We start from the raw sequence: 23,554 nt of genomic DNA, 5'->3' as shown, positions 1-23,554 counted from the left end.
CCTCACCGCACGAAGGAGAAGACCGTGACTGAGACATTGACCGCTCGGCAGCTCGAAATCGCCTGGCCCGACCTGGATATCACCGTCACCGCGGACCTCGACGGCCGCAATGGCGAGCTGGCCGATGCGCTGTGGGAAGCACTGCCCTACCGGAGTCTGCAGGGACACGCACTGGTGGCGGGCAGCCACCTGTATCACGTGGCGCCGATCCCCTCGCTGCTGCATCTGCCCGCATCGACCAGGATCGCCGATCGGCGGGACGCGCCCGACGGCACCGTATTCTGTTCCGCGCTACAGCATTTGGGCATCAAGTACGGACCGTTGAGCGAACCGATGCCCGCATCCCCGGTGGGCCGGATCCGATCGGAAGATATGCCCGCACTGCTCGAAGCGGGACAGGCGATCTGGGATTCGGTCTATTCGACGAAGAAGCCGATCCTGGCGGAGGTCCGCAAGGCGGGCACGGCGGGCGGGCACCGCATACCCCATCTGACCGCCGCCGATCCCGAGGCGAACCGGCTGATCCACGACGTATACACCGAGACCGAGCGGATCTGGCTGTCCGAACCGGCTGAGCTGGCCGACCTGCACCAGGGTCGAATCCCTTCCGGTGCAGGGAGTTTCGAGACGGTGCTGCCCACCCTGCTGTTCGTCAACGGGGAGACCCGCCCACTGGGGTATGCCACCTACGGCGGCCTGGTCCGGGCCGCCGTCGCGGATATGCCGATGGATTCGCTGCGCCAGATGGCGCGCCTGTTGATCGGAATTCCCGCCGAGTTCCTGGGCTACTGCGGTCTGGAAACCCTGTGGTCCTTCACCCAGCGCTTCCTGGCCTGTCTCGACCAGCTCGACCGCGACGACTTCTTGGCCGTGGCCAGCCAGCTCGCCCTCTACGTCAATTGCCTGGGCGGCTGGAACCTGCACCTGTTCCCGTGGGACGCCGGAGACCAGCTGCGCCGGCAGCGCCCGGCGGAAGTGGGTCAGCAGTCATGAGCGGTCTACCCGAACGCACGGAAGCCCTCGTCATCGGCGGCGGCGTCATCGGCACCTCGATCGCATGCCATCTCGCCGAATCCGGTATCCGCACAGTGCTTGTGGAACGTGACGCGCTCGGATCGGGCGCATCCGGATCCACCGCGGGCGTGGTGCGCACCTACTTTCCCGGCGATGCCCGCACCGGCAGCCTCGCCGTTCGCAGCCTGGCGGCCTATCACGACCTCGCCGCGCGCACCGGAACGACTCTGGGCCTGCGGCGGGTCGGCTTCCTGGTGCTGTTCACCGAGGACCGGCAGGTGAGGGACTTCCGCCGAGACCGCGCCGCACAGCACGCCGCGGGCGTGGACGTCGAGCTCGTGACCGCATCCGAAGCGGCACAACTGAATCCGCTCCTGGACGAACGCACCATCGTGGCGGCGGCTTGGTCGCCCGAGGCGTATGCCTGCGATCCCGCCGCGATCGTGCACAGCTACGCCACCGCCGCCCGGGATGCGGGTGCGCTGCTGCGCACGCAGACACCGGTCACCGGCATCGGCCCCGACGGGCAGGTCCGCACCCCGGCGGGCGGCATTCGCGCCGAGACGATCATCTGCGCGGCCGGACCCTGGTCACGATCGGTGGCCGATATGGCCGGGGTCCGGCTCCCCGTGACCACGTATCCGATCGAGTTGCTCCTCACCGACTCGCCCACTCCGCTCACCACGTTGCCGATGACCCTGCATCCCTCCAGCCTGCGCATCCGCACATGGCACGACCGCATCCTCATCGGAATGGGCCGCCCCGACCCGGGCGAATCACGGCAGGCCTGGCTCGACCGGCTGGCACAGCAACTCGGCGCGACCTACCCAGCCCTCGCAGGCGCCACGATCGAGCGCGGCTGGAGCGGAGATTTCGACGGCAGCCCGGACGGCGCGGCATTCATCGGCCGAGATCCCGCCCGCCCCTTCCTCTACGCCGCAGGATTCTCCGGCCAGGGACTGTGCCAGGCGCCCGCGGCCGGCGAGATCGTCCGAGACCTCCTGGCCGACAAGCGAACCTGGATAGACACTGCGGGCCTGGCCACCGATCGCTGCCCCGTCGAAGCCGTGTAGCAGAGAAGGAATTTGCCATGATTGTCTTGGGCTGCAACGGTTTCACCCGCGTCTCGGACGTGTTCGCCGAGCATTTCGGCGCGGTCGGCACCGATCGGCACTACCTGCTCGGCCACGACGCCGGCGCCGCACTGCTGGTGGACGGGGAATTGGTCGCCGCCGTGGAGGAGGAGCGGTTCAATCGGGAGAAGAAGACCACCGCCTTCCCGGTCAACTCGGTGACCTGGTGTCTCGACCAGGCGGGAGTGCGATTCTCCGATATCGACCTGATTGCCATCCCTTGGAATTTCTCGGCCGAGGTATTGGACCGGATGGTGCACGGCATCACCGCCGCGCCGATGCCGACCCCGGCGAAAATGGCTCTGCTGGACAATATCGGCACGCTGTACACCGAGGCGGTCAGCCACGAGGCGATCCTCGCCGACTTCGCCGCGCGCACCGGTTTCACCCCCGACCCGGACAGGGTGGTATTCGTCCCGCATCACCTCGCACACGCGATGACCGGTTACTACCTGTCGGGTATGCGGGACAGCGCGTTCCTCATCAGTGACGGTCGCGCAGAGGTGTTTTCGGCGCTGATGGGCGAGATCCGCGACGGCCGGATCCGGGTCTTCGACGAGTCGACCATCGGCGCGGAATTCTCGATCGGCCTGCTCTTCGGCGCGATTACGAGGTTCCTGGGCTTCGTACCCAATAACGACGAATACAAGGTCATGGGATTGTCCGGATACGCCGAACCCCCGTCGCCGAACCCGTTCGTCGAGCACTTCATCCACCTGCACGAGGATGGGCGATACACCTTCGACAGGCCGCTCGAGACGGACAATCCGCGCAGCCTCGAGCCGCTGTTCGAGGAGTACTTCGGTCCGGTGCAGGACACCGTCGAGTACAAATCCCGGGTGGCGGCCGCGGCGCAGGAGATGCTGACCGTTGTCACGAGCCACCAACTCCGTGCCCTGGAAGCCAAGTCGGATCTGAACCATCTGCTGTTCGAGGGCGGCGTTGCGCTGAACTGCCTCAACAACACTCCGCTGTTCGAGGGCTCACGATTCGACGATATGGCGGTGAGTTTCGGCGCCAGCGATACCGGCATCGTGATCGGCGCCGCCGTCCACGCCTGGCTCGGCCGCAACGTCACCGAGACGACGCCCGCGCCGCACGTAACCCCTTATCTCGGACCGGAATTCGACGACTCCACGATCGAGGTGACCCTGGGGAAGTTCAGCGATCGGGTGAGCTGGACCAGGCTCAGCGATGCCGAAATCGTCGATCAGGTGTCGAAGCTGCTCACCGAGAAGGTGGTCATCGGCTGGTTCGAGGGCCGGATCGAGCACGGCCCGAGGGCATTGGGACACCGCAGCATCCTGGCGAATCCGACATTCCCGGATATCAAGGACGTCATCAATACCAGGGTCAAACACCGGGAACCGTTCCGCCCGTTCGCACCCCTGGTGCTGGAGTCGGACGCGCCCAGGGTCTTCGAGATGGGCCGCAAAACCCGTTCGCCGTACATGACTTTCGTCTTCCCGGTGCGACCGGAATTCCGTGACGTGATCCCGGGTGCGACCCATGTGGACGGCACCTCCCGGGTGCAGACGATCACCGATCGGGACACCCCGCGACTGGCGGAACTCCTGCGCAGCTTCACCGCACTGACCGACGTCCCGTGCCTGATCAATACCTCGTTCAATGTGGCGGGCGAGCCGATCGTCTGCACGCCGGCCGATGCGCTGAACTGCTTCCTCGGCACGGAGATCGATTACCTCGTGCTCGGCAACCACCTCGTCACGAAAGCCGCCCCGGCCGTATGACACTCGGACTCGACCCGGGCACTCCCACGACGCTTGTTCTGCTGCGCCACGGCGAGACCGCACTGACACCGGACAAGAGGCTCTCGGGCAGCGGCGGCTCCGACCCGGCGCTGTCCGGCATCGGGCAATGGCAGGCCGAGGAGGTCGCGCAGCGACTCGCGATCCACGGCACCGTGCAGGCGGTGGTGTCCTCACCGCTGCGCCGGTGCCGCCAGACCGCCGCGGCAGCAGCGCGGCGACTCGGCCTGGAGGTCCGGGTCGAGGAGGGGTTGCGCGAGGCGGATTTCGGCAGCTGGGAAGGGCTCACCTTCGCCGAGGTCCGCGAGCGCTGCCCGGACGAACTCGCCGCGTGGCGAGCGTCCCCGACGGCGGTGCCGGGCGGCACGGGCGAATCGTTCGACGTGGTGACACGCCGCGTCATACTCTCGCGGGACACGCTGATCGCACAGCACGCCGGGCGCACGGTGCTCATCGTCTCGCACGTCGCACCCCTGCGGACGCTGATCCGGCTGGCGCTGGGCGCACCGCACGATTCGCTGTTCCGGATGGAGCTGGCGGCCGCGTCGGTCTCGGAGGTGGTGTATTACGGTGCGGGGAACGCGGCGCTGCGATTGCTGAACGACACATCGCATCTGCGCTGAGCCCGTTGTATCGCAACGGCGCGTTTACCGTGAGAAACACAACCGCCATATCCATTTGTGCGATAAACCAATGCATTTGGCGGTCAGTGCTCGGTTTGTCGCACATTCCTACAAAGCGTCGGCGGTCCCCGCACGTCAGCTTGACCGATGGTCCCGCACCGACGTAGTTTCGAGTGAAACGACTCGTGAGCTGCCGGAAGGAGACGAAGTCGTATGCCGAGCCTCTCCGACCTGCGTCGCCTCGCTCACCGCACCGCCTGGGTTCCGGGCCGGGTGGCACACGGCTGCTGAGCAGCCCTTCCCGGTGCGCCCGATTGCGGCCCCGGCACATTCCGATCTCTGTCACCGCCTGCGCACCTCTTTACGTGCTGATTTGCGCTCGGGTTCTCCGGGCCGCGCCGACGAAATAGAAAGCTACTGAAATGGCGACTAGGATTATCAGATCGACCGCGCACCGAAATGAGGATGTGCCATGGTAGCGGCGCGAATCACGGTCAATGGGGAGGTCACCCCGATTTCCCCGGCGGCTCCCCACACAACGGTCCTGGATTTTCTTCGTGACCGTGGTTTCACCGGGAGCAAGGAAGGCTGCGCCGAGGGTGAATGCGGTGCGTGTTCGATCATGGTGGCGCGCCCGGGCGTGAATCAGCCCACCGACTGGGTCGCGGTCAATGCCTGTCTGGTGCCCGTCGCCTCCCTCGACGGCCAGGAGATCGTCACCGCCGAAGGGCTCGGCACGCTAGATGCCACGGGTGCGCCCACCGAACTGCACCCGGTGCAGCGGGAGATGGCCATTCGCGGTGGCTCGCAATGCGGTTACTGCACACCGGGATTCGTCTGCAGTATGGCTTCCGAGTACTACCGGTCCGGCCGCTGCGCACCCGCGGCCGATGCCGATGCCGATGCCCACGAGGCCGACCACGAGCACGGCCCCAACGGCTTCGATCTGCACTCGCTGAGCGGAAACCTGTGCCGCTGCACCGGCTACCGCCCGATCCGCGATGCGGCATTCGCCCTCGCCGAGCCGAGCGCCGACGATCCGCTGGCGCAGCGCCGGGCGCAGCCCGCGCCCGCCCCGGTCGCCACCGAGTACACCCTGGACGATCGCACCTTCCGCCGTCCGGAAACCCTGGCCGAAGCGGTGCAGCTTCTGCGTGAGCGTCCCGACGCGGTGCTCGTCGCCGGCTCCACCGACTGGGGTGTGGAGGTGAATATCCGTGCCCGGCGCGCGGATTACGTGATCGCGATCGATCGACTCCCGGAATTGCGGGAGCTGCGCGTGGCATCGGATCACATCGAGATCGGCGCCGCGGTGCCGCTGACCGAGATCGAACGACGCCTCGACGGCACGGTGCCGCTGCTGGCACAGTTGTTCCCGCAGTTCGCCTCCCGGCTCATTCGCAATAACGCGACCTTCGGCGGCAATCTGGGTACCGGCTCCCCCATCGGTGACAGCCCGCCCGCACTGCTGGCCCTCGGCGCGTCGGTGGTGCTCGCCTCCGCCGACGGGGAGCGGGAGAGCGAGCTGGCCGATTACTTCACCGGCTACCGGCAGAGCGTGCGCCGGGCGGACGAGCTGATCCGCGCCGTGCGCATCCCGCTGCCGCTGGCCCCGGTGACGGTATTCCACAAGATCGCCAAGCGCCGCTTCGATGATATCTCCAGTGTCGCAGTCGCTTTCGCACTCGATATCGAGGACGGCCTCGTCCGCTCGGTGCGCATCGGCCTGGGCGGTGTGGCCGCCACCCCGATCCGCGCCCGCGATACCGAGGCCGCGCTCATCGGCAAGCCGTGGTCGGCGGAGACCGTCGCGGCGGCCGCCCTGATCCTGAAGTCCGAGGGCACGCCGATGAGCGATCACCGCGCCAGTGCCGCGTACCGCTCCGCAATGCTCGGCCGGAGTCTGGAAAAGCTGTACGCGCAAACCACCGAGGCGGTGCTGTCATGAGTAACCTGTCCGAACGCCCCGAGAAGCCCGTAGTCGGCGTGCCGATGCCGCACGAGAGCGCATCGCTGCACGTCACGGGCAGCGCGCTCTACACCGACGATCTGGTGTACCGCACCAAGGATGTGCTGCACGCCTTCCCGGTGCAGGTCATGAAGGCGCACGGCCGGATCACCGCCCTGCGCACCGAAGCCGCGCTCGCGGTGCCCGGTGTGGTGCGAGTGCTCACCATCGATGATGTGCCCGGTGTGAACGATGCCGGCATGAAGCATGATGAGCCGCTGTTCCCGACCGAGGTCATGTTCCACGGCCACGCGGTGGCCTGGGTGCTGGGCGACACGCTGGAGGCGGCCCGGCTGGGCGCTGCGGCGGTCGTGGTGGAACTCGAGGAGCTGCCCGCGATCGTGTCGGTGCGGGAAGCGATCGAGGCCGACAGTTTTCACGGCGCGCGGCCGCTGATGATTCGCGGCGATATCGAGGAGGGCTTAGCCGATTCGGCGCACGTCTTCAGCGGCGAATTCGAGTTCAAGGGCCAGGAGCACTTCTACCTGGAGACGCACTGCGCACTGGCCCAGGTCGACGAGGCCGGGCAGATGTTCATCCAGAGCAGCACCCAGCACCCCTCGGAGACCCAGGAAATCGTCGCGCACGTGCTCGGTCTGCACAGCCACGAGGTGACCGTGCAGTGCCTGCGCATGGGTGGCGGCTTCGGCGGTAAGGAGATGCAGCCGCACGGGTTCGCGGCCATCGCCGCCCTCGGGGCCAAGCTCACCGGGCGGCCGGTTCGATTGCGGCTCAACCGGACTCAGGATCTGACCATGTCCGGTAAGCGGCACGGTTTCCACTCCATCTGGAAGATCGGCTTCGACGCCGACGGCCGCATCCAGGCCCTGGACGCGACATTGACCGCGGACGGCGGCTGGAGCCTGGACCTGTCCGAACCGGTACTGGCCCGCGCGCTGTGCCATATCGACAACACCTACTGGATTCCCCACGCACGCGTCGCCGGTCGTATCGCGCAGTCGAATACGGTATCCAACACCGCTTTCCGCGGTTTCGGCGGTCCGCAGGGCATGCTGGTCATGGAGGACATCCTGGGCCGGTGCGCACCGCTGCTGGGTCTGGATCCGGCTGAATTGCGGGAGCGGAACTTCTACCAGCCCGGTCAGTCCACGCCGTACGGTCAGCCCGTCGGCCAGACCGACCGAATCGGCAAGATCTGGCACGAGGTGCAGGACGGCGCCGACTGGACCGGGCGGCAGCGCGAGATCGCGGCCTTCAATGCCGCGCATCCGAATACCAAGCGCGCCTTGGCGATCACCAATATCAAGTTCGGCATCTCGTTCAACCTGACCGCCTTCAATCAGGGCGGGTCGCTGGTGCTGATCTACAAGGACGGTTCGGTCCTGATCAACCACGGCGGCACCGAGATGGGGCAGGGTCTGCACACGAAGATGATGCAGGTCGCCGCGACAACGCTCGGCATTCCGCTGCACAAGGTGCGGCTGGCGCCGACGCGAACGGACAAGGTGCCCAACACCTCTGCCACGGCTGCCAGTTCCGGAGCGGACCTCAACGGCGGTGCGATCAAGAATGCCTGTGAGCAGTTGCGCGATCGGCTCGTTCAGGTCGCCGCGACCCAGCTGGGCACCAACGCCTCCGATGTTCGCATTGTCGAAGGTATCGCGCGCGTTCTCGGCAGTGACAAGGAGCTGGACTGGGACACCCTGGTCCGCACCGCGTACATGCAGCGGGTGCAGCTCTCGGCCTCCGGCTACTACCGCACCGAGGGCCTGCACTGGGACGCGAAGATCTTCCAGGGCTCGCCGTTCAAGTACTTCTCCTACGGCGCCGCCGCGACCGAGGTGGAGGTGGACGGCTTCACCGGGGCCTACCGCATCCGTCGTGTCGATATCGTGCACGACGTCGGCGACAGCCTCTCGCCGCTGATCGATATCGGTCAGGTCGAGGGCGGATTCGTACAGGGCGCGGGCTGGCTGACATTGGAAGACCTGCGGTGGGATACCAGCGACGGACCCCATCGCGGACGGTTCCTCACCCAGGCGGCCAGCACCTACAAGCTGCCGAGCTTCTCGGAGATGCCCGAGGAATTCAATGTCACGCTGATGGAGAACGCCACCGAGGAAGGCGCGGTGTACGGATCCAAGGCGGTCGGCGAACCGCCGCTCATGCTGGCCTTCTCGGTGCGCGAAGCATTGCGGCAGGCCGCCGCGGCCTTCGGACCCGCCGGCACCAGTGTCGATCTGGGCTGCCCGGCGACACCGGAGGCGGTCTACTGGGCCATCGAAGCGGCCCGGACCAGCGATGTGCGGCGCAATGGCCATACCAACGGCAACGGCAACGGTCACACTGGGAACGGCAGCGGGATTCCCACCGACGCAAGCGCTTTGAGCCGTGTCTGACATGGGCTGGGTGGCCGCGGTCGCGCAGTTGCGAGCCCGCCGGGAGCCCGGCGCGCTGGTGACGGTCGCGACAGTGCGCGGCCACGCGCCGCGCCGGGCCGGCGCCAAACTTGTTGTGGGACAGACGCAGACGTGGGGTTCGATCGGCGGCGGCAATATCGAGGCCGTCGCGATCGATCGGGCCCGCGAGCTGATGGGCACGCGTGATCCGGAGCCGGAGCTGATGGAATTCGCCCTCAACGACAAGGTCACCAACCGGCACGGCGTGCAGTGCTGCGGCGGAGCGGTCACCGTCCTGCTCGAACCGCTGCCGGTGGGGCCCGTGGTGGCGATCTTCGGCGTCGGGCATGTCGGGCTGGAGCTGGCCCGAATCCTGTCCCGCCACACTCTAGATCTGCATCTGGTCGATACCCGCCCCGACGTCCTCACCGACGAACGCCTCGGCGTGCTCTCGGATGGCCTGGCGCAGATCCACATTCACCACACGCCGCTGCTTCCGGAGGAGGTGCTGGCCGAGCTACCGCCCGGCACCCACGTCCTGATCATGACCCACGATCATGCCGAGGACGCCGCGCTGTGTGATGCGGCCGTGCGCAATACCGACCTCGGCTCGATCGGATTGATCGGCTCGTCCGCCAAATGGGCGCGATTCCGGCAGCGCCTGGCCACCGAGGGCGGGCTCGGCACCGCTGCCATCGACCGGATCAAGACGCCCATCGGCATCACCGGAATCACCGGAAAGGAACCCGCCACGATCGCGGTGAGCGTTGCGGCGGACCTGCTCCGGACCTTCGAGCAGGACCGGGCGATCGAAAAAACTCCGGTCGCTCCCTTGGCAAAGTCTACGAAAAGCCGGTCTCAGCCTGCGGAGGTCTTCATGTCTTCCACCCCTAGCTGACTCCGCCCGGGTGCGATGTACTTCATCCGGGTAATCCCCACCGTATTTCGAAAAAGGAGTGACCGTGACCGCGCACATCCAAGAAACGAACGTCCAGGAACTAGAGCGCGCCTGGATGAACGAGGCGATCAGGTTGGCCACCACCAGCGTGACGGAGGGCGGCGGTCCCTTCGGCGCACTGGTCGCCAAGGATGGCGAGGTCGTCGCGATCGGGCACAATCAGGTCACCGCGACCCTGGATCCCATGGCGCATGCCGAGGTGAACGCCATGCGGGCCGCCTGCAAACAGCTGGACACCTTCACGCTCAAGGGCTGCGTGCTGATCACCTCGTGTGAGCCGTGCCCGATGTGCCTGTCCTCCGCACTGTGGGCGCGCATCGACCGGATCGTCTACGCCGCCGACCGGCACGATGCCGCGGTGGCCGGTTTCGACGACCGCGTGTTCTACGACCTGTTCGAAACCAAGCCGAAGTCGATGTGGCCCACCCGGGTCGAGCAGCTGGATCTGCCGAACCGCACCGCGCCGTTCGACGCGTGGCTGGCCAAGGCCGACCGCATCGACTACTGATTCCGGCCACTGTGGCGGCCCGGTGGAGATCCGCGGGCCGGCCTCAGGCGTCGGCGGCCGCGCGCACCCGGCCCTCCCGGAAGAATTCGAGCAGACTCTCCACGGTGGAGACTTCGGAACGGGAGCGTTTGGCTCCGAACGGGGCATTCCAGAAATCACCACGGCGGCGCGTCCACGGTCCCACATAGGCGTACGGCTGGGGGTTCTGCCAATCCCCCGGCGAGACACCGTAATTCACCTCGTCGATCGCCACCGACAGGTCGAAGTGCTCGGGCCACAGCACCGGCTGCTCGGTGGCAAAACGCCGTAATGCGGTGTCCCCCACCGCGAACCAATCGTGTACGGAGACCGCGGCAGCGCTGTCGACGGTGAACGGTTCTTCCGGATCCATGCCGGTGCCTTCGCTGTAGAGGCCCTCGGGCGGTCCGGCGGCCTCGAAACCGGCGGCGAGCGCGAGGGCGCTGTAGCTGCCGTGCAAACGGATCCGGCCCTGCGGCCACACCAGATCGGTGCCGGTCACCGACACCGGCCATTTCATCCCGGTGAAACCACCCAGCACGATTCGCATTCTGATACTGCCGAACCGCCGGTACTGCGGGCCCGCGATGAGCAGTTCCGCCGCGGCGTGCAGTGCGAACCGGGTGTCCTCGTAGGTGATGTCGTCCACCTCGAAATCATCTCCGGCGCGATGGGTGGTTTGCTGGAGAATGGGGCCGAGCAAACAAAAGTGCGCCGCACCGGACGAATCCGGCACGGCGCACTGTGCGATCAGCGCTCGTGGGCACTGTGCGATCAGCGCTTCGTGAGCACTGGTGCGATCAGCGTTTGGAGCGAGTGCTCAGTGAGCGTTGTCGGTGCACGCCGACAGGACCACCTTCGCCGCACGCGGCGAACCCGAGCCCGTATCCGGGAACGCGGGGGCACTGGTGCCCAGTGCGTTCACCGCGGCGGTCTCGGCATCACCCTTGGTGGCGGCCCACGCCCAGCCGAAGCGGGAGTCCGCGCCCTGCGAGACAGCGCCGCAGGCATTGGCGAAGTGGACCACGACCTGGCAGTCACCACCACCGCATTTGTTGACGGCGGCGCCGTCGGCGCCGTCCCAGTTGCCATAGTTCACCGCATAAGCGACATTTCCGGTGCTCCGCGACAGCGCCAGGGCGCCGTAGAGATCACCGGAGGCGGCCGTGAACCCGCCATCGGTTCCCACCGCATTGGCGGGACCGGCGGCAACGGCGCCCATCGCGGCCATCGAGGTGATGGCGAGGCCGATTCCAGCCTTGCGCAGCAACGACATTCGATACTCCCCGGGATGAATTGATATAACGGGTCGAATCATTGTCCAGCCAAACCCCAAAGTCCAATTCAGACGCGGCGCATTACCGAAACAACTTTGCCCAGGACCACGGCCTTGTCACCGTCGATGACGTCGTACGCGGGGTTGCGCGGTTCGAGATACACGTGGCCGTTACGGCGGCGATAGACCTTGACGGTGGCCTCACCGTCGATCATGGCGGCGACGATCTCACCGGAGTGCGCTTCGGACTCCTGGCGGATCACCACGATATCGCCGTCGCAGATGGCGGCGTCGATCATGGAGTCACCGCGGACCCGGAGTCCGAATACGGTGCCGCGGCCCACCAATTCCCGGGGCAGCGACAGCACGTCGTCGGTGTGCTGTTCGGCCAGGATCGGAGTGCCCGCGGCAATATCGCCGACCACCGGCACCGAGACCGAATCGCCGCCCTGCTGCTGCGGGGCGCCGGCTCGCAGGAACAGGCGCACGTCCATCGGACGGGTGACCGATTCGCCGCGTGCGAGGAAACCGCGGTCCTCGAGCGCCTTCAAATGTTTGGATACCGACGAACCGGACTTCAAGCCGACCGCGTCACCGATCTCGCGAGTGCTGGGCGAATACCCGTGCTGCTGCACCCAATCGCGGATCGCGCACAGAATCTGCTGCTGTCGGGGAGCCAGGGTCGAGGTGTCGAGGTGGGCGAACCCGTCGTAGTCGTCGTATCCGGTCACCCGGGCATCGTACGGTGTCGGCGCGGGCTTACCCCGGCGTGACCGGCTCCGGCCCATCGTGTCGGCCTCGTAGATTAGGTTGGTCCGGGTGAGTTGCGAATTCGTCGTACTACCGGCTGATTCCGTCGCTTCGGCCGATGCGGTCGAGGCCTATGTGGCGTCCAGCGATGGCATACCGGCGGTGAGCCTGGGGCCGATTCTGGCCGGGCTATGGCGCTGGAACACCGAGATTCCGGTGTGGAACGGCCGGATCACGCTGGCCGCGGTGGGCGAGTGCGTGCGGGTGTCGGTGCCCGAGCATGCGGCCTGGCGGGCGCTGCTGTGGATCGAAGAGCTCATCGCCGGAACCGAATTCGCGCTCTACGATCCGCGCGATCGGTCGCTGGAGAGCCCCGAGATGCGCGAGTTCCGGGTGAATGTCGGCGGCACCCGGTACTTCGATGTGCTGACCAAGCGCCAATTGCACACGTGGATACCGCAATTGCAGGATTTGGCCCCGACCCCGTTCCTGATCGTCCAGGAACCGGATGATCCGGACACCTTCATCCAGACGTTCCGCCAGGGCACCGACGACTACCTGCTGGAGTATCGCGAGGGGGGTCATATGCTCACCACCACACTCGACAACCCGTTGCGGATCGCCGATTACATCTGGGACTGGGCCGATGATCGCCGCAAGAATCTCGACCGGCTGTTCTGGACCAAGCGGCCCTGAGGCCCGCCCGGTTCAGTAGTAGCCGACCGGTTCAGTAGTAGAAGCACACCAGGCCGAGCCCCTCGGCCTGGCAGGTGCGCGCCCAGTCCCGCAGCTCCGCCACCGATCCGCGGATGGCGTCATCGGTGAGCCGCGCCAACTCGACCTCGGCCAAAGTGTCTGCCATAGCGCCGATCCGGTGGCTCTCGACAAACCCGATGCTCGGAAAATCATCGATCGGCGGCAGCTCGATCGGCGCGCCGCCGAGCACCAGCCCCGCCGGATCGAAGTCCACGCCGAGCTCCGCCAGCGCTTCCTCCACCATCGAGAAGTACCGGAACCGCATCCCCGCCCAGTGCGCATTGTCGAGCAGCGTGCCGGCGTGATGGCACAGCACCTCCAGCGCATGCCCGTAGGTAGGCCCGAAGTCCTCGTGCATGGCCTCCCCCAGCAGCAACTGCCGCATGATATCCCGCGGCGTCAGCCCGAGCTCCTCGGCCTCGTCCAGCCGATCGAGCACATGCCGCGGCGAGGACCGCACCACATGATCGGAGAACTCCTGGCTATACGAACCGACCAACCGGATCCCTTCCAGGTCAACGGCATACGGGCTCACGATGTAGGACACAGCTCCCCTTCCGGCATGAACGGCCAAACCCTAGCAGCCACACCACCCACCCCGGATCGATCCACCACTCAATCGATCTGATGCCACACCCGCGCCAACACGGCATTGACGACAAACACCACCGCGAACACCAGCGCCAGCCTCTGCCGCCGCATCACATAGACAGCGGCGATCCCCACCCCGAACCAGCACACCTCGAACACAATCCGCCCCACCCCACTGAGCGAACTCCCGGGCGACCCGAACGTCCCCCACACACTGGCCATCACCGCCGCCAGCCCCAACCCCGCAAACACCCGAATCGCCGTCGACTGCTGCCACGTGAACGGCCAGTACCCGACCGCAACCAGCGTCGCCAACTCCAACCCGAACGCAACAGTCGCATTGAGCGCCTTGACAATCGACAGCACCACCGGGAGCCCCTTCCTCCGGCGCGGGCCGCGCACGAACCAAGCAGTTCTACCACCGCCACGAACCGGCCGCCTCTTGACTTCGAGCACGCTCCAGCGATTAGCGTCGGGGGTATGAGCATTTCGCAGTCATTGGCAGGGACGCGGGCCGTTGTGACGGGTGCTACCGGGGGGCTTGGGCGGGCTATGGCGGCCGCGCTGGTCAACGGTGGGGCGCAGGTGGTGGTGACCAGTCGGAGCAGAGAGCGGGCGGAGGAGGCGGCTCGGGAGTTGGGGGTGGGGGCCGTGGGGGTTGCGGCGGATGTTCGGGATCAGGAGTCGGTGGCGGGGCTCGTCACCGAGGTGCATGAGCGGTTCGGGGGGATCGATCTGCTTGTGAACAATGCTGGAATCGGCATGCGCACAGTGAATCCCAGGTTTCTGGAGCAGTCGCTGCCGTTCTGGGAGGTGCCGCCGGACGGGTTTCGCGATGTGATCGACACGAAGATCACGGGGGTGTTTCTGGTGGCGCGTGCGTTCGCGCCGGTCATGCTGGCGGCCGGATCCGGGCGGATCGTCAATATCTCGATGAGCACGTCCACCATGACCCGTGTCGGATTCGTGCCCTACGGCCCGGCGGGAGCGGGTGTCGAGGCGCTGTCCCGGATCATGGCCGCCGAGCTGGCGGAGACGCCGGTGCGGGTGAATATGCTGCTGCCCGGCGGGGCGACGGCGACCGGCATGGTGCCCGCGGACGCCCCCTCCGAAGTGCGTGCGCGACTGCTGGATCCGTCGATCATGGGGCCGCCGATCGCCTGGCTCGCCTCGGAGGCGGCCGAGGATGTGCACGATGAGCGCATTATCGCGACCGAGTTCCCGGAGTGGCTGGCGCAGCGCTCGAGCATCACGCTGTAGGCCGAAAACGACTGTCGCCCCTGCTGTTTCAGCAGGGGCGACAGTAATGCGACACGGGGCACCGGTCATACGGCCGAGCCGTGCACCGGCTACGCGGCGGAGTTATACGGTGAAGCCGAGGGCGCGCAGCTGCTCGCGGCCGTCGTCGGTGATCTTGTCCGGGCCCCACGGCGGCATCCAGACCCAGTTGATCTGCAGGTCCTCGACCAGACCGCTGCGGACCAGGGCATTGCGCGACTGGTCCTCGATCACGTCGGTGAGCGGGCAGGCCGGCGAGGTCAGCGTCATATCCATCTTGCAGATGCCGTCGGTGACGGTCATGCCGTAGACCAGGCCCAGATCGACCACATTGATGCCGAGCTCGGGGTCGACCACATCGCGCATGGCCTCTTCGAGATCCTCGAGGAATTTGACCTCTTCCTCGGTCAACTCGACCTGCGGTGCGGCGTTTTCGGCGGTTTCCGCAATAGCGGTCTCAGCGGTCTCGGCCGCCGGAGTTACGGAAGTCTCGGTCGTCTCACTCATCGTTCTTCTTCTCCCCGTTCGACATCGGCAGCTTGGTCTCCTCGGCGGAGGCTATCTGCACCACCGCGTCCTTGAACGCCATCCAGCCCAGCAGCGCGCATTTGACGCGCGCCGGGTACTTGGACACGCCCGCGAAGGCAATGCCGTCGCCGATCATGTCCTCATCGCCCTCGAGGGTGCCGCGGCTGGAGATCATCTCGTTGAACGAGTCGACCACCTTCAGCGCCTGCTGCACCGGAAGGCCGATGACCTGGTCGGCGAGCACCGACGTGGAGGCCTGGCTGATCGAGCAGCCCTGGCCGTCGTAGGACACGTCGGCGACATCGCCCTTATCGTCCACCTGGACCCGCAGCGTGATCTCGTCACCGCAGGTCGGATTGACGTGATGCACCTGCGCACCGAACGGCTCGCGGAGCCCCCGGTGGTGCGGGTGCTTGTAGTGATCCAGGATCACTTCCTGGTACATCTGCTCCATGCGCATGATCTATGCAACTCCGAAGAAGCTCTGGGCCTTCCGCACCGCGGCCAGCAATGCGTCGACCTCATCGAGGGTGTTGTAGACGGCGAACGAGGCACGCGCGGTGGCCGGAACGCCGAGGCGGCGCATGAGCGGCCAGGCGCAGTGGTGGCCGACGCGAATGGCGACGCCCTCATCGTCGAGGATCTGACCCACATCGTGGGCGTGGATGCCGTCCACCACGAAAGATACTGCGCCGCCGCGGTTCACGGTGTCGGTCGGGCCGACAATGCGCACCCCGTCGATCTTGGCGAGCCCCTCGAGCGTCGCGCTGACCAGCGCATGCTCGTGCGCCGCAACAGCATCCATGCCGATGGCTTCCAGATACCGCACGGCCGCACCCAGTCCGACCACCTGCGAGGTCATCGGCACACCGGCCTCGAAGCGCTGCGGCGGGGCGGTGAAGGTGGTGGCCTCCATGGTCACCGTCTCGATCATGGAACCACCGGTGATGAACGGCGGGGTCTCCTCGAGCAGCGCGTAGCGGCCGTAGAGCACGCCGACGCCGGAGGGACCGAGCATCTTGTGCCCGGAGAACGCGGCGAAGTCGACGCCCAGCTCACGGAAGTTCACCGGCATATGCGGCACCGACTGGCAGGCGTCGAGCACGACCAGCGCACCGACTTCCTTTGCCCGGCGCACCATTTCGGTGACATCGGCGATCGCACCGGTGACATTCGACTGATGCGTGAACGCGACAACCTTGGTGGCAGGCGACAATTCGAGCGAATCGAGGTCGATGCGCCCGTCATCGGTAATGCCGTACCACTTCAGGGTCGCCCCGGTGCGGCGCGCAAGCTCCTGCCACGGAACAAGATTCGCGTGATGCTCGAGCTCGGTGATCACGATCTCGTCGCCGGGTCCGACGTGGTACGGGAACCGGCTGTCGGCGAAGGAGTAGGTCACCAGGTTCAGCGATTCGGTCGCGTTCTTGGTGAAGACGATCTCGCGAGCGTCCACGCCGACGAAGCGGGCGATATCGGCGCGCGCGTCTTCGTAAGCGTCCGTTGCCTCTTCGGCCAGTTGATGAGCACCACGGTGCACCGCCGCATTGTGCTGGGTGAGGAAATCGCGTTCCGCATCCAGCACCGCCGTCGGCCGCTGCGAGGTGGCGCCCGAGTCGAGATAGACCAGGGGTTTACCGTCTCGCACCGTGCGGCTGAGGATCGGGAAGTCGGCGCGAATGCGCGCGACGTCCAGAGCAGGCAGCCCGGCGAGCCGGGAATCGCGCACCGTGGTGGTCATAGTTTTAAGCTCCTACAGCGGCAGAGGTGAAGCGCACGTAGCCATTCGCGTCCAGCTCGTCGGCCAGTTCCTTGCCGCCCTGGGCGACAATGCGGCCGTTCACGAACACGTGCACGAAGTCGGGCTCGATGTAGCGCAGGATGCGGGTGTAGTGGGTGATCAGCAGAATGCCGCCGTCCTCCCGCTCCTTGTACTTGTTCACGCCCTCGGAGACGATGCGCAGCGCATCGACGTCCAGGCCGGAGTCGGTCTCGTCGAGGATGGCGATCTTCGGCTTGAGCAGCCCCAGCTGCAGGATCTCCTGGCGCTTCTTCTCACCGCCGGAGAAGCCCTCGTTCACCGAGCGCTCGACGAAGGTCGGCTCGATCTCGAGCTCGGCCATGGAGGTCTTGAGCTCCTTGACCCAGGTGCGCAGCTTGGGCGCCTCGCCGCGCACGGCGGTGGCGGCGGTGCGCAGGAAGTTCGAGACCGAGACGCCCGGAACCTCGACCGGGTACTGCATGGCCAGGAACAGGCCCGCACGCGCCCGCTCGTCCACCGTCATCGCCAGCACGTCTTCACCGTCGAGGGTGATGGTGCCGGAGGTCACGGTGTACTTGGGGTGACCGGCGATCGCGTAGGACAGGGTCGACTTGCCGGAGCCGTTGGGGCCCATGATCGCGTGGGTCTCGCCCGACTTCACGGTCAGGTTCACGCCCTTGAGGATCTTGATGGGCTCGCCGGATTCGTCCGGGTTGGCGACCTCTACGTGCAGGTCCTTGATTTCCAGGGTGGTCATCGAATTCGAATTCCTTTGCGGGGAGGGAAAGTTGGTCAGACGCCGACAACGGCGAGCCGTTACACGCCTACAGCGGCGAGTTCGGCCTCGATGGCCGCCTCGAGCCGCTCCCGGACCTCGGGGACGGCGATCTTCTGAATGATCTCGAAGAAGAAGCCACGCACGACCAGGCGTCGCGCCGCCTCCTCGGAGATGCCGCGCGAGCGCAGGTAGAACAGCTGCTCGTCATCGAATCGCCCGGTGGCGGAGGCATGTCCGGCGCCCACGATCTCGCCGGTCTCGATCTCCAGGTTCGGCACCGAGTCGGCGCGCGCGCCATCGGTGAGCACCAGATTGCGATTCGCCTCGTAGGTTTCGGTGCCCTCGGCCGCGGCGCGAATGAGCACATCGCCCACCCACACGGTGCGCGCGTCCGGCTTGCCGGAGTTCGGATCGCCTTGCAGCGCACCCTTGTACAGCACATTGGACTTGCAGTTCGGGACCGAGTGATCCATGAGCAGGCGCTGCTCGAAGTGCTGACCGTCGTCGGCGAAGTACACGCCGAGCATTTCCGCATCGCCGCCCGGACCGGCGTAGCGCACGGTCGCGGTCAGGCGCACCAGGTCGCCACCGAGGGTGACATTGGTGTGCCGGAAGGTGGCGTCACGACCCAGCAGGGCGTGGTGCGCGGTGGCGTGCACGGCATCGTCGGCCCAGTCCTGGATGACGATGACATTCAACTTGGCACTGTCGCCGAGCACGAATTCCACGTTCTCCGCGTAGGTTCCGCTGCCGCGCTGGTCGATGACCACATTCGCGACGGCGAAATTCGCGAGACGAACCTGGGTGTGGCCGTAGGCGGTCTTGCCCTCGCCCGGACCGGTGACGGTCAGGGTGACGGCGTCGGCCACCTCGACCTCCGCGCCGACGGACACGATGGTCGCCTGCCCGAAGCCCGAATACGCCTGCGCGGCAACACGATCGGTGGGCGTACCGGCGGCGCCGAGGCGCGCGTCGGTACGGTCCACGGTCTCGACCGTGATGCCCTCGACGGAGGTCGCTTCGACGGTGGCGGACCCGTCACGAACGGCGGTGCCGTCGTGCAGGCCGCGCATCCGGCGCAGCGGAGTGAAGCGCCACGCCTCGTCATGCCCCGAAGGCACTTCGAAGGCGTTCACGTCGAACGACGCGAAGACCTCACCCTTGTTGATAGCCGGAGGGCGAGCCTCGGCAGCAACGGCAACATTCTCGACCGTCATCAGCCGACGGCTCCTTCCATTTGCAGCTCGATCAGGCGGTTGAGCTCGAGGGCGTACTCCATGGGCAGTTCCTTGGCGATCGGCTCCACGAAGCCGCGCACCACCATGGCCATGGCCTCGTCCTCGGTGAGGCCGCGGCTCATCAGGTAGAACAGCTGGTCGGCAGACACCTTCGACACAGTCGCCTCATGACCCATGGTCACGTCGTCCTCGCGGATATCGACGTACGGGTAGGTATCCGAACGAGAGATGTTGTCCACCAGGAGCGCATCGCACTTCACGGTCGACTTCGAGCCGTACGCACCCTTGTTGACCTGAACCAGGCCACGGTAGGAGGCACGACCGCCGCCGCGCGCCACCGACTTCGAGATGATGTTCGAGGAGGTGTGCGGCGCCAGGTGCAGCATCTTCGCACCGGTGTCCTGGTGCTGGCCCGCACCGGCGAACGCGATGGAGAGCACCTCGCCCTTGGCGTGCTCACCGGTCATCCACACGGCCGGGTACTTCATGGTGACCTTGGAACCGATATTGCCGTCGACCCACTCCATGGTGGCGCCGGCCTCGGCCTTGGCCCGCTTGGTGACCAGGTTGTAGACGTTGTTCGACCAGTTCTGAATCGTGGTGTACCGGCAGCGGCCACCCTTCTTCACAATGATCTCGACCACCGCGGAATGCAGCGAATCCGAGGAGTAGATCGGCGCGGTGCAACCCTCGACGTAGTGCACGTAGGCGCCCTCGTCGACGATGATCAGGGTGCGCTCGAACTGACCCATGTTCTCGGTATTGATGCGGAAGTACGCCTGCAGCGGGATGTCCACGTGCACGCCCGGCGGGACGTAGATGAACGAACCACCCGACCAGGTGGCCGAATTCAGCGCGGAGAACTTATTGTCGCCCGACGGGATGACCGAGCCGAAGTACTGCTGGAACAGCTCCGGGTGCTCCTTGAGCGCGGTATCGGTGTCCAGGAAGATGACGCCCAGCTTCTCGAGATCCTCACGGATCGAGTGGTAGACGACCTCCGACTCGTACTGCGCCGCGACACCGGACACCAGACGCTGCTTCTCGGCCTCCGGGATGCCCAGGCGGTCGTAGGTGTTCTTGATGTCCTCGGGCAGGTCGTCCCACGTGGCGGCCTGCTTCTCGCTGGAGCGCACGAAGTACTTGATGTTGTCGAAGTGGATGCCGTCGAGGTCGGAACCCCAGCTCGGCATCGGCTTCTTCTCGAAGATGCGCAGTGCCTTCAGCCGGAAGTCGAGCATCCACTCCGGCTCGCTCTTCTTGGCCGAGATGTCGCGAACGACCTCCTCGGACAGGCCGCGCTTGGCACTGGCACCGGCGACATCCTTGTCGGCCCAGCCGTACCCGTACGTCCCAATGGAGGCGATGGTCTCCTCTTGGGACAGCGGCTGCACCTGATCGGTCGTTGTCGTCATTCGGCACTCCTTCCGGAGTCGTGTGTAGAAGTCGTTGCGGGCTGGGCAACGGGGGTTTCAGCGGTATTCGAGTTCTGTGTCGGCAACAACGTCAGCGGGACGTGTGTGGTGCACGCGCAATCGCCGTTGGCGATGGTCGCCAGCCGCTGCACATGCGTGCCGAGTATCTGTTTGAAAGCCTCGAGCTCGGCGGCGCACAACTCCGGGAATTCCTCGGCGACGTGCGATACCGGGCAGTGGTGCTGGCAGATCTGTACTCCCGCACCGACTTTCCGGGTGGAAGCGGCGAACCCGGCCTCGGAGAACGCATCCGCGATCTCTTCCGCCTTGTCGATCGTCGCCTCGGGTGTGTGCCGGGAGAGCTGCTGAACTCCGGCGACAATCGTGGCGACCCGCTTACGTGCGAAGTCGACGATGGCTGTGTCGCCGCCGACCTCGCGCAGCTGGCGCATGGCGGCGCCGGCCAGGTCATCGTAGGCATGACCCAATCGGCCGCGACCGGTGGCCGTCAACTGATACTGCTTGGCCGGACGCCCGCGACCCTGCTGCTGCCAGGCCGCCGACCGGGCGGCCCGCGCTTCGCCGGATTCGATGAGAGCGTCCAGATGCCGGCGCACTCCCGCCGGGCTCAGACCCAAACGCTTGCCGATGGCGGTCGCGGTGATCGGACCGTCCTCGAGCAGTAGTTTGATGACGGCCTCGCGGGTGTGGCCTTCGCCCGCCGGTGCAGACACAACAGCAGCCCGGGCGCCCAGCTGGCGCCCGGTTTCTGCTTTCGCATTCCGCAAACCCACGGTTTTCACAACACCAGTGTGACCGAATTCCATCCCACGTTCCAGTAAGGGTCACCTGACTTCGCTGGACCTGGGGATGTGAGGCTTTGCACACCACCGAATCGGCACTGACCACTCCGACGTGGTGGCGAAATTCGCGAGGAATTCGCCACAGCCGCGGAATTAAACACACCGATCCGTACGAGCTCACCCGAAACGGGTGAAACCTGCTCACATTCAACTGAATCAGCAAATACATAGCTACGCTCAGGCCCGACTTCCGAGCAGTACGGCACAGCAGGAGACTCCATGGGACACGCGGTCGGTCAGTTTCTCAGTCACGCGGTCGGCGTCGCCATCAGTCCGCTGGCGTTGATCGCGGTGATCCTTATCGTCTCCGCACCCCGGGGACGGCAGAACGCACTGGCCTTCGTCCTGGGCTGGGTGCTGGCCATCACCGCCATCTTCACGGTGCTGCTGGTGATCAGCGCCGGAGCCGGAGCCGAACACAATGGGCAGCCCGCATCCTGGGTGGCGTGGTTCCGGCTGATCCTCGGCGTGCTCATCGCCTTGATGGCACTGCAGCAGCTGCGACTGTCCCGAACCACCGATCCGGATTCGCTCCCCCCGCGGCTGCAGCGAGTACGTGAATTCACCACCCGCAACTGCCTGATCCTGGGCGCCGTTCTGGTGGTGGCCAATCCGAAGAATGTCATGCAGGTCGCCGCCGGGGCCGTCACCACCGCATCCTCCACCGCGCACCTCGGCGGCCGCATCGGCGCCGCGGCCATCTTCATCGCCATCGCCTCCCTGGTCGTATTGATCCCCCTGGCGGTGCACTTCTTCAACCACACCACCGGCGCCGGCACCCTCGAGCGCTGGAAGACCTGGACCGTCCGCAACCAATACGTCATCATGGCGGTCCTGCTGGCACTGCTCAGCGCCAAATCCCTCGGCGACGGCATCAGCGGTCTGGCCTCGTAGCCGCGTCAGCGGACGGCGACAAGCTTCATCGGTGTTTCCAGGAGCGCATCGACGGAATCCTCGAACGGCACCGTGCGCGTGGTGACGACGGAGGGATCGAAGCGACCGGTCGCCACGAGGTCCAGGACGTGCGGGATGACGGGTCGGACGTGGGCGCGGCCGGTGTGGAAAGTGCAGCAGCGCGAATACATTCCGAGGAGTGGGAGCGGCACGTCCTGCACTTGGACGCTGACGCTGGTGCACCAGCCGTCGTTCGCGGTGGCATTGATCGCGGCGCGGAGTGCCTCACCTCCACCGGCTGCTTCGACGGTGATGGGGAAGCGGCCCACCCGGGTGGCGGGGTCGCCCTCGATGGGATCGGCGCCGAGTTTGGCTGCTATATCGAGTCTTTCGGGGTCGGTGTCGAGGTAGACGGTGCGGGAGGCGCCGAGGGCTACCGCCAGACCGGCGGCGTAGAGGCCGATGGAGGAGGCGGCCGGGCCACCGAGAATGAGGACCTCCGCGGCGGGATCCGCCGAAAGTTGCGGGGCCACGGCGCGATAGGCGTCGGGGATATTGTCGCTGGCGCTGGCCACCGCGACCGGGTCGATGCCCGCGGGGAGCGGGACGAGCATGGCGTCGGCGTGCGGAATTCGCGCGAGATCGGCCCAGAGACCGCCCCATTCGAGGCCGCCCATCGGACCGAGGCCGTAGGTGGACATGAAGGCCTGGGCGGTGCAGCTGCCGGTGCGGCCACGCAGGCAGGGCGGGCAGGCGCCGCAGGAGATTTGGAACGGGACGACCACTCTGTCGCCGGGGCTCACGGTGCGGACGTTCTCGCCTACGGCGATGACTTCGGCAACCCCTTCATGCCCGAAGGGATAGGGGCCCGCGAGGGGAAAGAAACCTTGCAGGACAGCGGGATCCAGATCGCAGGTGGCTACGGCGATCGGCCGGACCAGGGCCTGATCGGGGGTGTCGAGGGTGGGTTCGGGGCAGTCTTCCCAGCGCAGCGCGCCGGGACCGTCCAGCATGAGTCGCTTCATCCATCGATC

General features: G+C 66.3%; 24 protein-coding genes. 11 read left to right on the top strand and 13 right to left on the bottom strand.

Translation table 11 applies throughout. The features are described 5' to 3' along the window. Positions 1 to 24: 24 nt before the first annotated feature. The 8 genes from OG326_RS18180 to OG326_RS18145 all read left to right on the top strand — a co-directional run bounded on the left by OG326_RS18180 (position 25) and on the right by OG326_RS18145 (position 10,373). Positions 25 to 993 (top strand): hypothetical protein, encoded by a 969-nt coding sequence (locus tag OG326_RS18180; protein ID WP_327145830.1) that lies wholly within the window; start codon positions 25 to 27, stop codon positions 991 to 993. Next, positions 990 to 2,087, top strand: a complete 1,098-nt coding sequence (locus OG326_RS18175; RefSeq protein WP_327145829.1) for an NAD(P)/FAD-dependent oxidoreductase — start codon at positions 990 to 992, stop codon at positions 2,085 to 2,087. The genes OG326_RS18180 and OG326_RS18175 overlap by 4 nt, the downstream gene beginning before the upstream one ends. Before the next feature lie 17 nt (positions 2,088 to 2,104). After that, positions 2,105 to 3,898: a carbamoyltransferase family protein gene (locus OG326_RS18170; protein ID WP_327145828.1), complete on the top strand. Its 1,794-nt coding sequence runs from the start codon at positions 2,105 to 2,107 to the stop codon at positions 3,896 to 3,898. Then, positions 3,895 to 4,539: a histidine phosphatase family protein gene (locus tag OG326_RS18165; protein ID WP_327145827.1), complete on the top strand. Its 645-nt coding sequence runs from the start codon at positions 3,895 to 3,897 to the stop codon at positions 4,537 to 4,539. Before OG326_RS18170 ends, OG326_RS18165 begins: the two co-directional genes overlap by 4 nt. Positions 4,540 to 5,011: 472 nt before the next feature. Beyond that, positions 5,012 to 6,487, top strand: a complete 1,476-nt coding sequence (locus tag OG326_RS18160; protein ID WP_327145826.1) for a xanthine dehydrogenase small subunit — start codon at positions 5,012 to 5,014, stop codon at positions 6,485 to 6,487. Next, positions 6,484 to 8,907 (top strand): xanthine dehydrogenase molybdopterin binding subunit, encoded by a 2,424-nt coding sequence (gene xdhB / locus OG326_RS18155; protein ID WP_327145825.1) that lies wholly within the window; start codon positions 6,484 to 6,486, stop codon positions 8,905 to 8,907. Before OG326_RS18160 ends, xdhB begins: the two co-directional genes overlap by 4 nt. Before the next feature lies 1 nt (position 8,908). Further along, a complete protein-coding gene (gene xdhC / locus OG326_RS18150) occupies positions 8,909 to 9,805 on the top strand; it encodes a xanthine dehydrogenase accessory protein XdhC (protein WP_327146515.1) in 897 nt (298 codons plus the stop codon). Positions 9,806 to 9,869: 64 nt separating this feature from the next. Continuing rightward, positions 9,870 to 10,373, top strand: coding sequence for a nucleoside deaminase (locus OG326_RS18145; protein ID WP_327145824.1), 504 nt, complete (start codon positions 9,870 to 9,872; stop codon positions 10,371 to 10,373). Positions 10,374 to 10,416: 43 nt separating this feature from the next. Here OG326_RS18145 and OG326_RS18140 read toward each other — a convergent pair whose 3' ends face one another. The 3 genes from OG326_RS18140 to lexA form a co-directional block, all read right to left on the bottom strand. Next, positions 10,417 to 11,040, bottom strand: coding sequence for a hypothetical protein (locus tag OG326_RS18140; RefSeq protein ID WP_327145823.1), 624 nt, complete (start codon positions 11,038 to 11,040; stop codon positions 10,417 to 10,419). 171 nt (positions 11,041 to 11,211) lie between these two features. Continuing rightward, positions 11,212 to 11,667 (bottom strand): DUF4189 domain-containing protein, encoded by a 456-nt coding sequence (locus tag OG326_RS18135; protein WP_327145822.1) that lies wholly within the window; start codon positions 11,665 to 11,667, stop codon positions 11,212 to 11,214. A 68-nt stretch (positions 11,668 to 11,735) separates the two neighbouring features. Continuing rightward, positions 11,736 to 12,455: a transcriptional repressor LexA gene (lexA, locus tag OG326_RS18130; RefSeq protein WP_442790971.1), complete on the bottom strand. Its 720-nt coding sequence runs from the start codon at positions 12,453 to 12,455 to the stop codon at positions 11,736 to 11,738. A 31-nt stretch (positions 12,456 to 12,486) separates the two neighbouring features. Here lexA and OG326_RS18125 point away from each other — a divergent pair, with 31 nt between their 5' ends. After that, the gene (locus OG326_RS18125; RefSeq protein WP_327145820.1) at positions 12,487 to 13,113 is read left to right on the top strand and encodes a hypothetical protein; all 627 of its coding nucleotides are present in this window, start codon (positions 12,487 to 12,489) and stop codon (positions 13,111 to 13,113) included. 31 nt (positions 13,114 to 13,144) lie between these two features. Here OG326_RS18125 and OG326_RS18120 read toward each other — a convergent pair whose 3' ends face one another. Both OG326_RS18120 and OG326_RS18115 read right to left on the bottom strand, forming a co-directional pair. Beyond that, positions 13,145 to 13,708 carry a DUF7691 family protein gene (locus OG326_RS18120; RefSeq protein ID WP_442791039.1) on the bottom strand — a complete coding sequence of 188 codons (564 nt, stop codon included), beginning with the start codon at positions 13,706 to 13,708 and terminating at the stop codon, positions 13,145 to 13,147. Positions 13,709 to 13,788: 80 nt separating this feature from the next. Beyond that, positions 13,789 to 14,220: a YrdB family protein gene (locus OG326_RS18115; RefSeq protein ID WP_327145818.1), complete on the bottom strand. Its 432-nt coding sequence runs from the start codon at positions 14,218 to 14,220 to the stop codon at positions 13,789 to 13,791. A gap of 24 nt (positions 14,221 to 14,244) precedes the next feature. Here OG326_RS18115 and OG326_RS18110 point away from each other — a divergent pair, with 24 nt between their 5' ends. Further along, positions 14,245 to 15,024 (top strand): SDR family NAD(P)-dependent oxidoreductase, encoded by a 780-nt coding sequence (locus tag OG326_RS18110; protein ID WP_327145817.1) that lies wholly within the window; start codon positions 14,245 to 14,247, stop codon positions 15,022 to 15,024. Positions 15,025 to 15,126: 102 nt separating this feature from the next. Here OG326_RS18110 and OG326_RS18105 read toward each other — a convergent pair whose 3' ends face one another. The 7 genes from OG326_RS18105 to OG326_RS18075 are packed head-to-tail and all read right to left on the bottom strand — an operon-like array spanning position 15,127 to position 21,602. Continuing rightward, positions 15,127 to 15,549 (bottom strand): metal-sulfur cluster assembly factor, encoded by a 423-nt coding sequence (locus tag OG326_RS18105; RefSeq protein ID WP_327145816.1) that lies wholly within the window; start codon positions 15,547 to 15,549, stop codon positions 15,127 to 15,129. Then, the gene (sufU, locus tag OG326_RS18100) at positions 15,542 to 16,030 is read right to left on the bottom strand and encodes a Fe-S cluster assembly sulfur transfer protein SufU (protein WP_327145815.1); all 489 of its coding nucleotides are present in this window, start codon (positions 16,028 to 16,030) and stop codon (positions 15,542 to 15,544) included. Before sufU ends, OG326_RS18105 begins: the two co-directional genes overlap by 8 nt. 3 nt (positions 16,031 to 16,033) lie before the next feature. Then, on the bottom strand, positions 16,034 to 17,311 hold the full coding sequence (locus OG326_RS18095) for a cysteine desulfurase (protein ID WP_327145814.1): 1,278 nt from the start codon (positions 17,309 to 17,311) through the stop codon (positions 16,034 to 16,036). Between the two features lie 4 nt (positions 17,312 to 17,315). After that, the gene (sufC, locus tag OG326_RS18090) at positions 17,316 to 18,089 is read right to left on the bottom strand and encodes a Fe-S cluster assembly ATPase SufC (RefSeq protein ID WP_327145813.1); all 774 of its coding nucleotides are present in this window, start codon (positions 18,087 to 18,089) and stop codon (positions 17,316 to 17,318) included. Positions 18,090 to 18,148: 59 nt separating this feature from the next. Further along, on the bottom strand, positions 18,149 to 19,327 hold the full coding sequence (gene sufD / locus OG326_RS18085; protein WP_327145812.1) for a Fe-S cluster assembly protein SufD: 1,179 nt from the start codon (positions 19,325 to 19,327) through the stop codon (positions 18,149 to 18,151). Then, the gene (gene sufB, locus OG326_RS18080) at positions 19,327 to 20,763 is read right to left on the bottom strand and encodes a Fe-S cluster assembly protein SufB (RefSeq protein ID WP_327145811.1); all 1,437 of its coding nucleotides are present in this window, start codon (positions 20,761 to 20,763) and stop codon (positions 19,327 to 19,329) included. Before sufB ends, sufD begins: the two co-directional genes overlap by 1 nt. Further along, positions 20,760 to 21,602 (bottom strand): helix-turn-helix transcriptional regulator, encoded by an 843-nt coding sequence (locus OG326_RS18075; protein ID WP_327146514.1) that lies wholly within the window; start codon positions 21,600 to 21,602, stop codon positions 20,760 to 20,762. The genes sufB and OG326_RS18075 overlap by 4 nt, the downstream gene beginning before the upstream one ends. Before the next feature lie 243 nt (positions 21,603 to 21,845). Here OG326_RS18075 and OG326_RS18070 point away from each other — a divergent pair, with 243 nt between their 5' ends. Beyond that, on the top strand, positions 21,846 to 22,520 hold the full coding sequence (locus OG326_RS18070; RefSeq protein ID WP_327145810.1) for a GAP family protein: 675 nt from the start codon (positions 21,846 to 21,848) through the stop codon (positions 22,518 to 22,520). A 5-nt stretch (positions 22,521 to 22,525) separates the two neighbouring features. Here the strand turns inward: OG326_RS18070 and OG326_RS18065 are convergent, their stop codons facing one another. Next, entirely contained in the window at positions 22,526 to 23,545 is a 1,020-nt protein-coding gene (locus OG326_RS18065) for a zinc-dependent alcohol dehydrogenase (protein WP_327145809.1), read from the bottom strand. Positions 23,546 to 23,554 lie beyond the last annotated feature (9 nt).

It is taken from the genome of Nocardia sp. NBC_01327 (assembly GCF_035958815.1).
Lineage (GTDB): Bacteria > Actinomycetota > Actinomycetes > Mycobacteriales > Mycobacteriaceae > Nocardia.
This window is presented reverse-complemented; position numbering and strand designations above follow the sequence as displayed.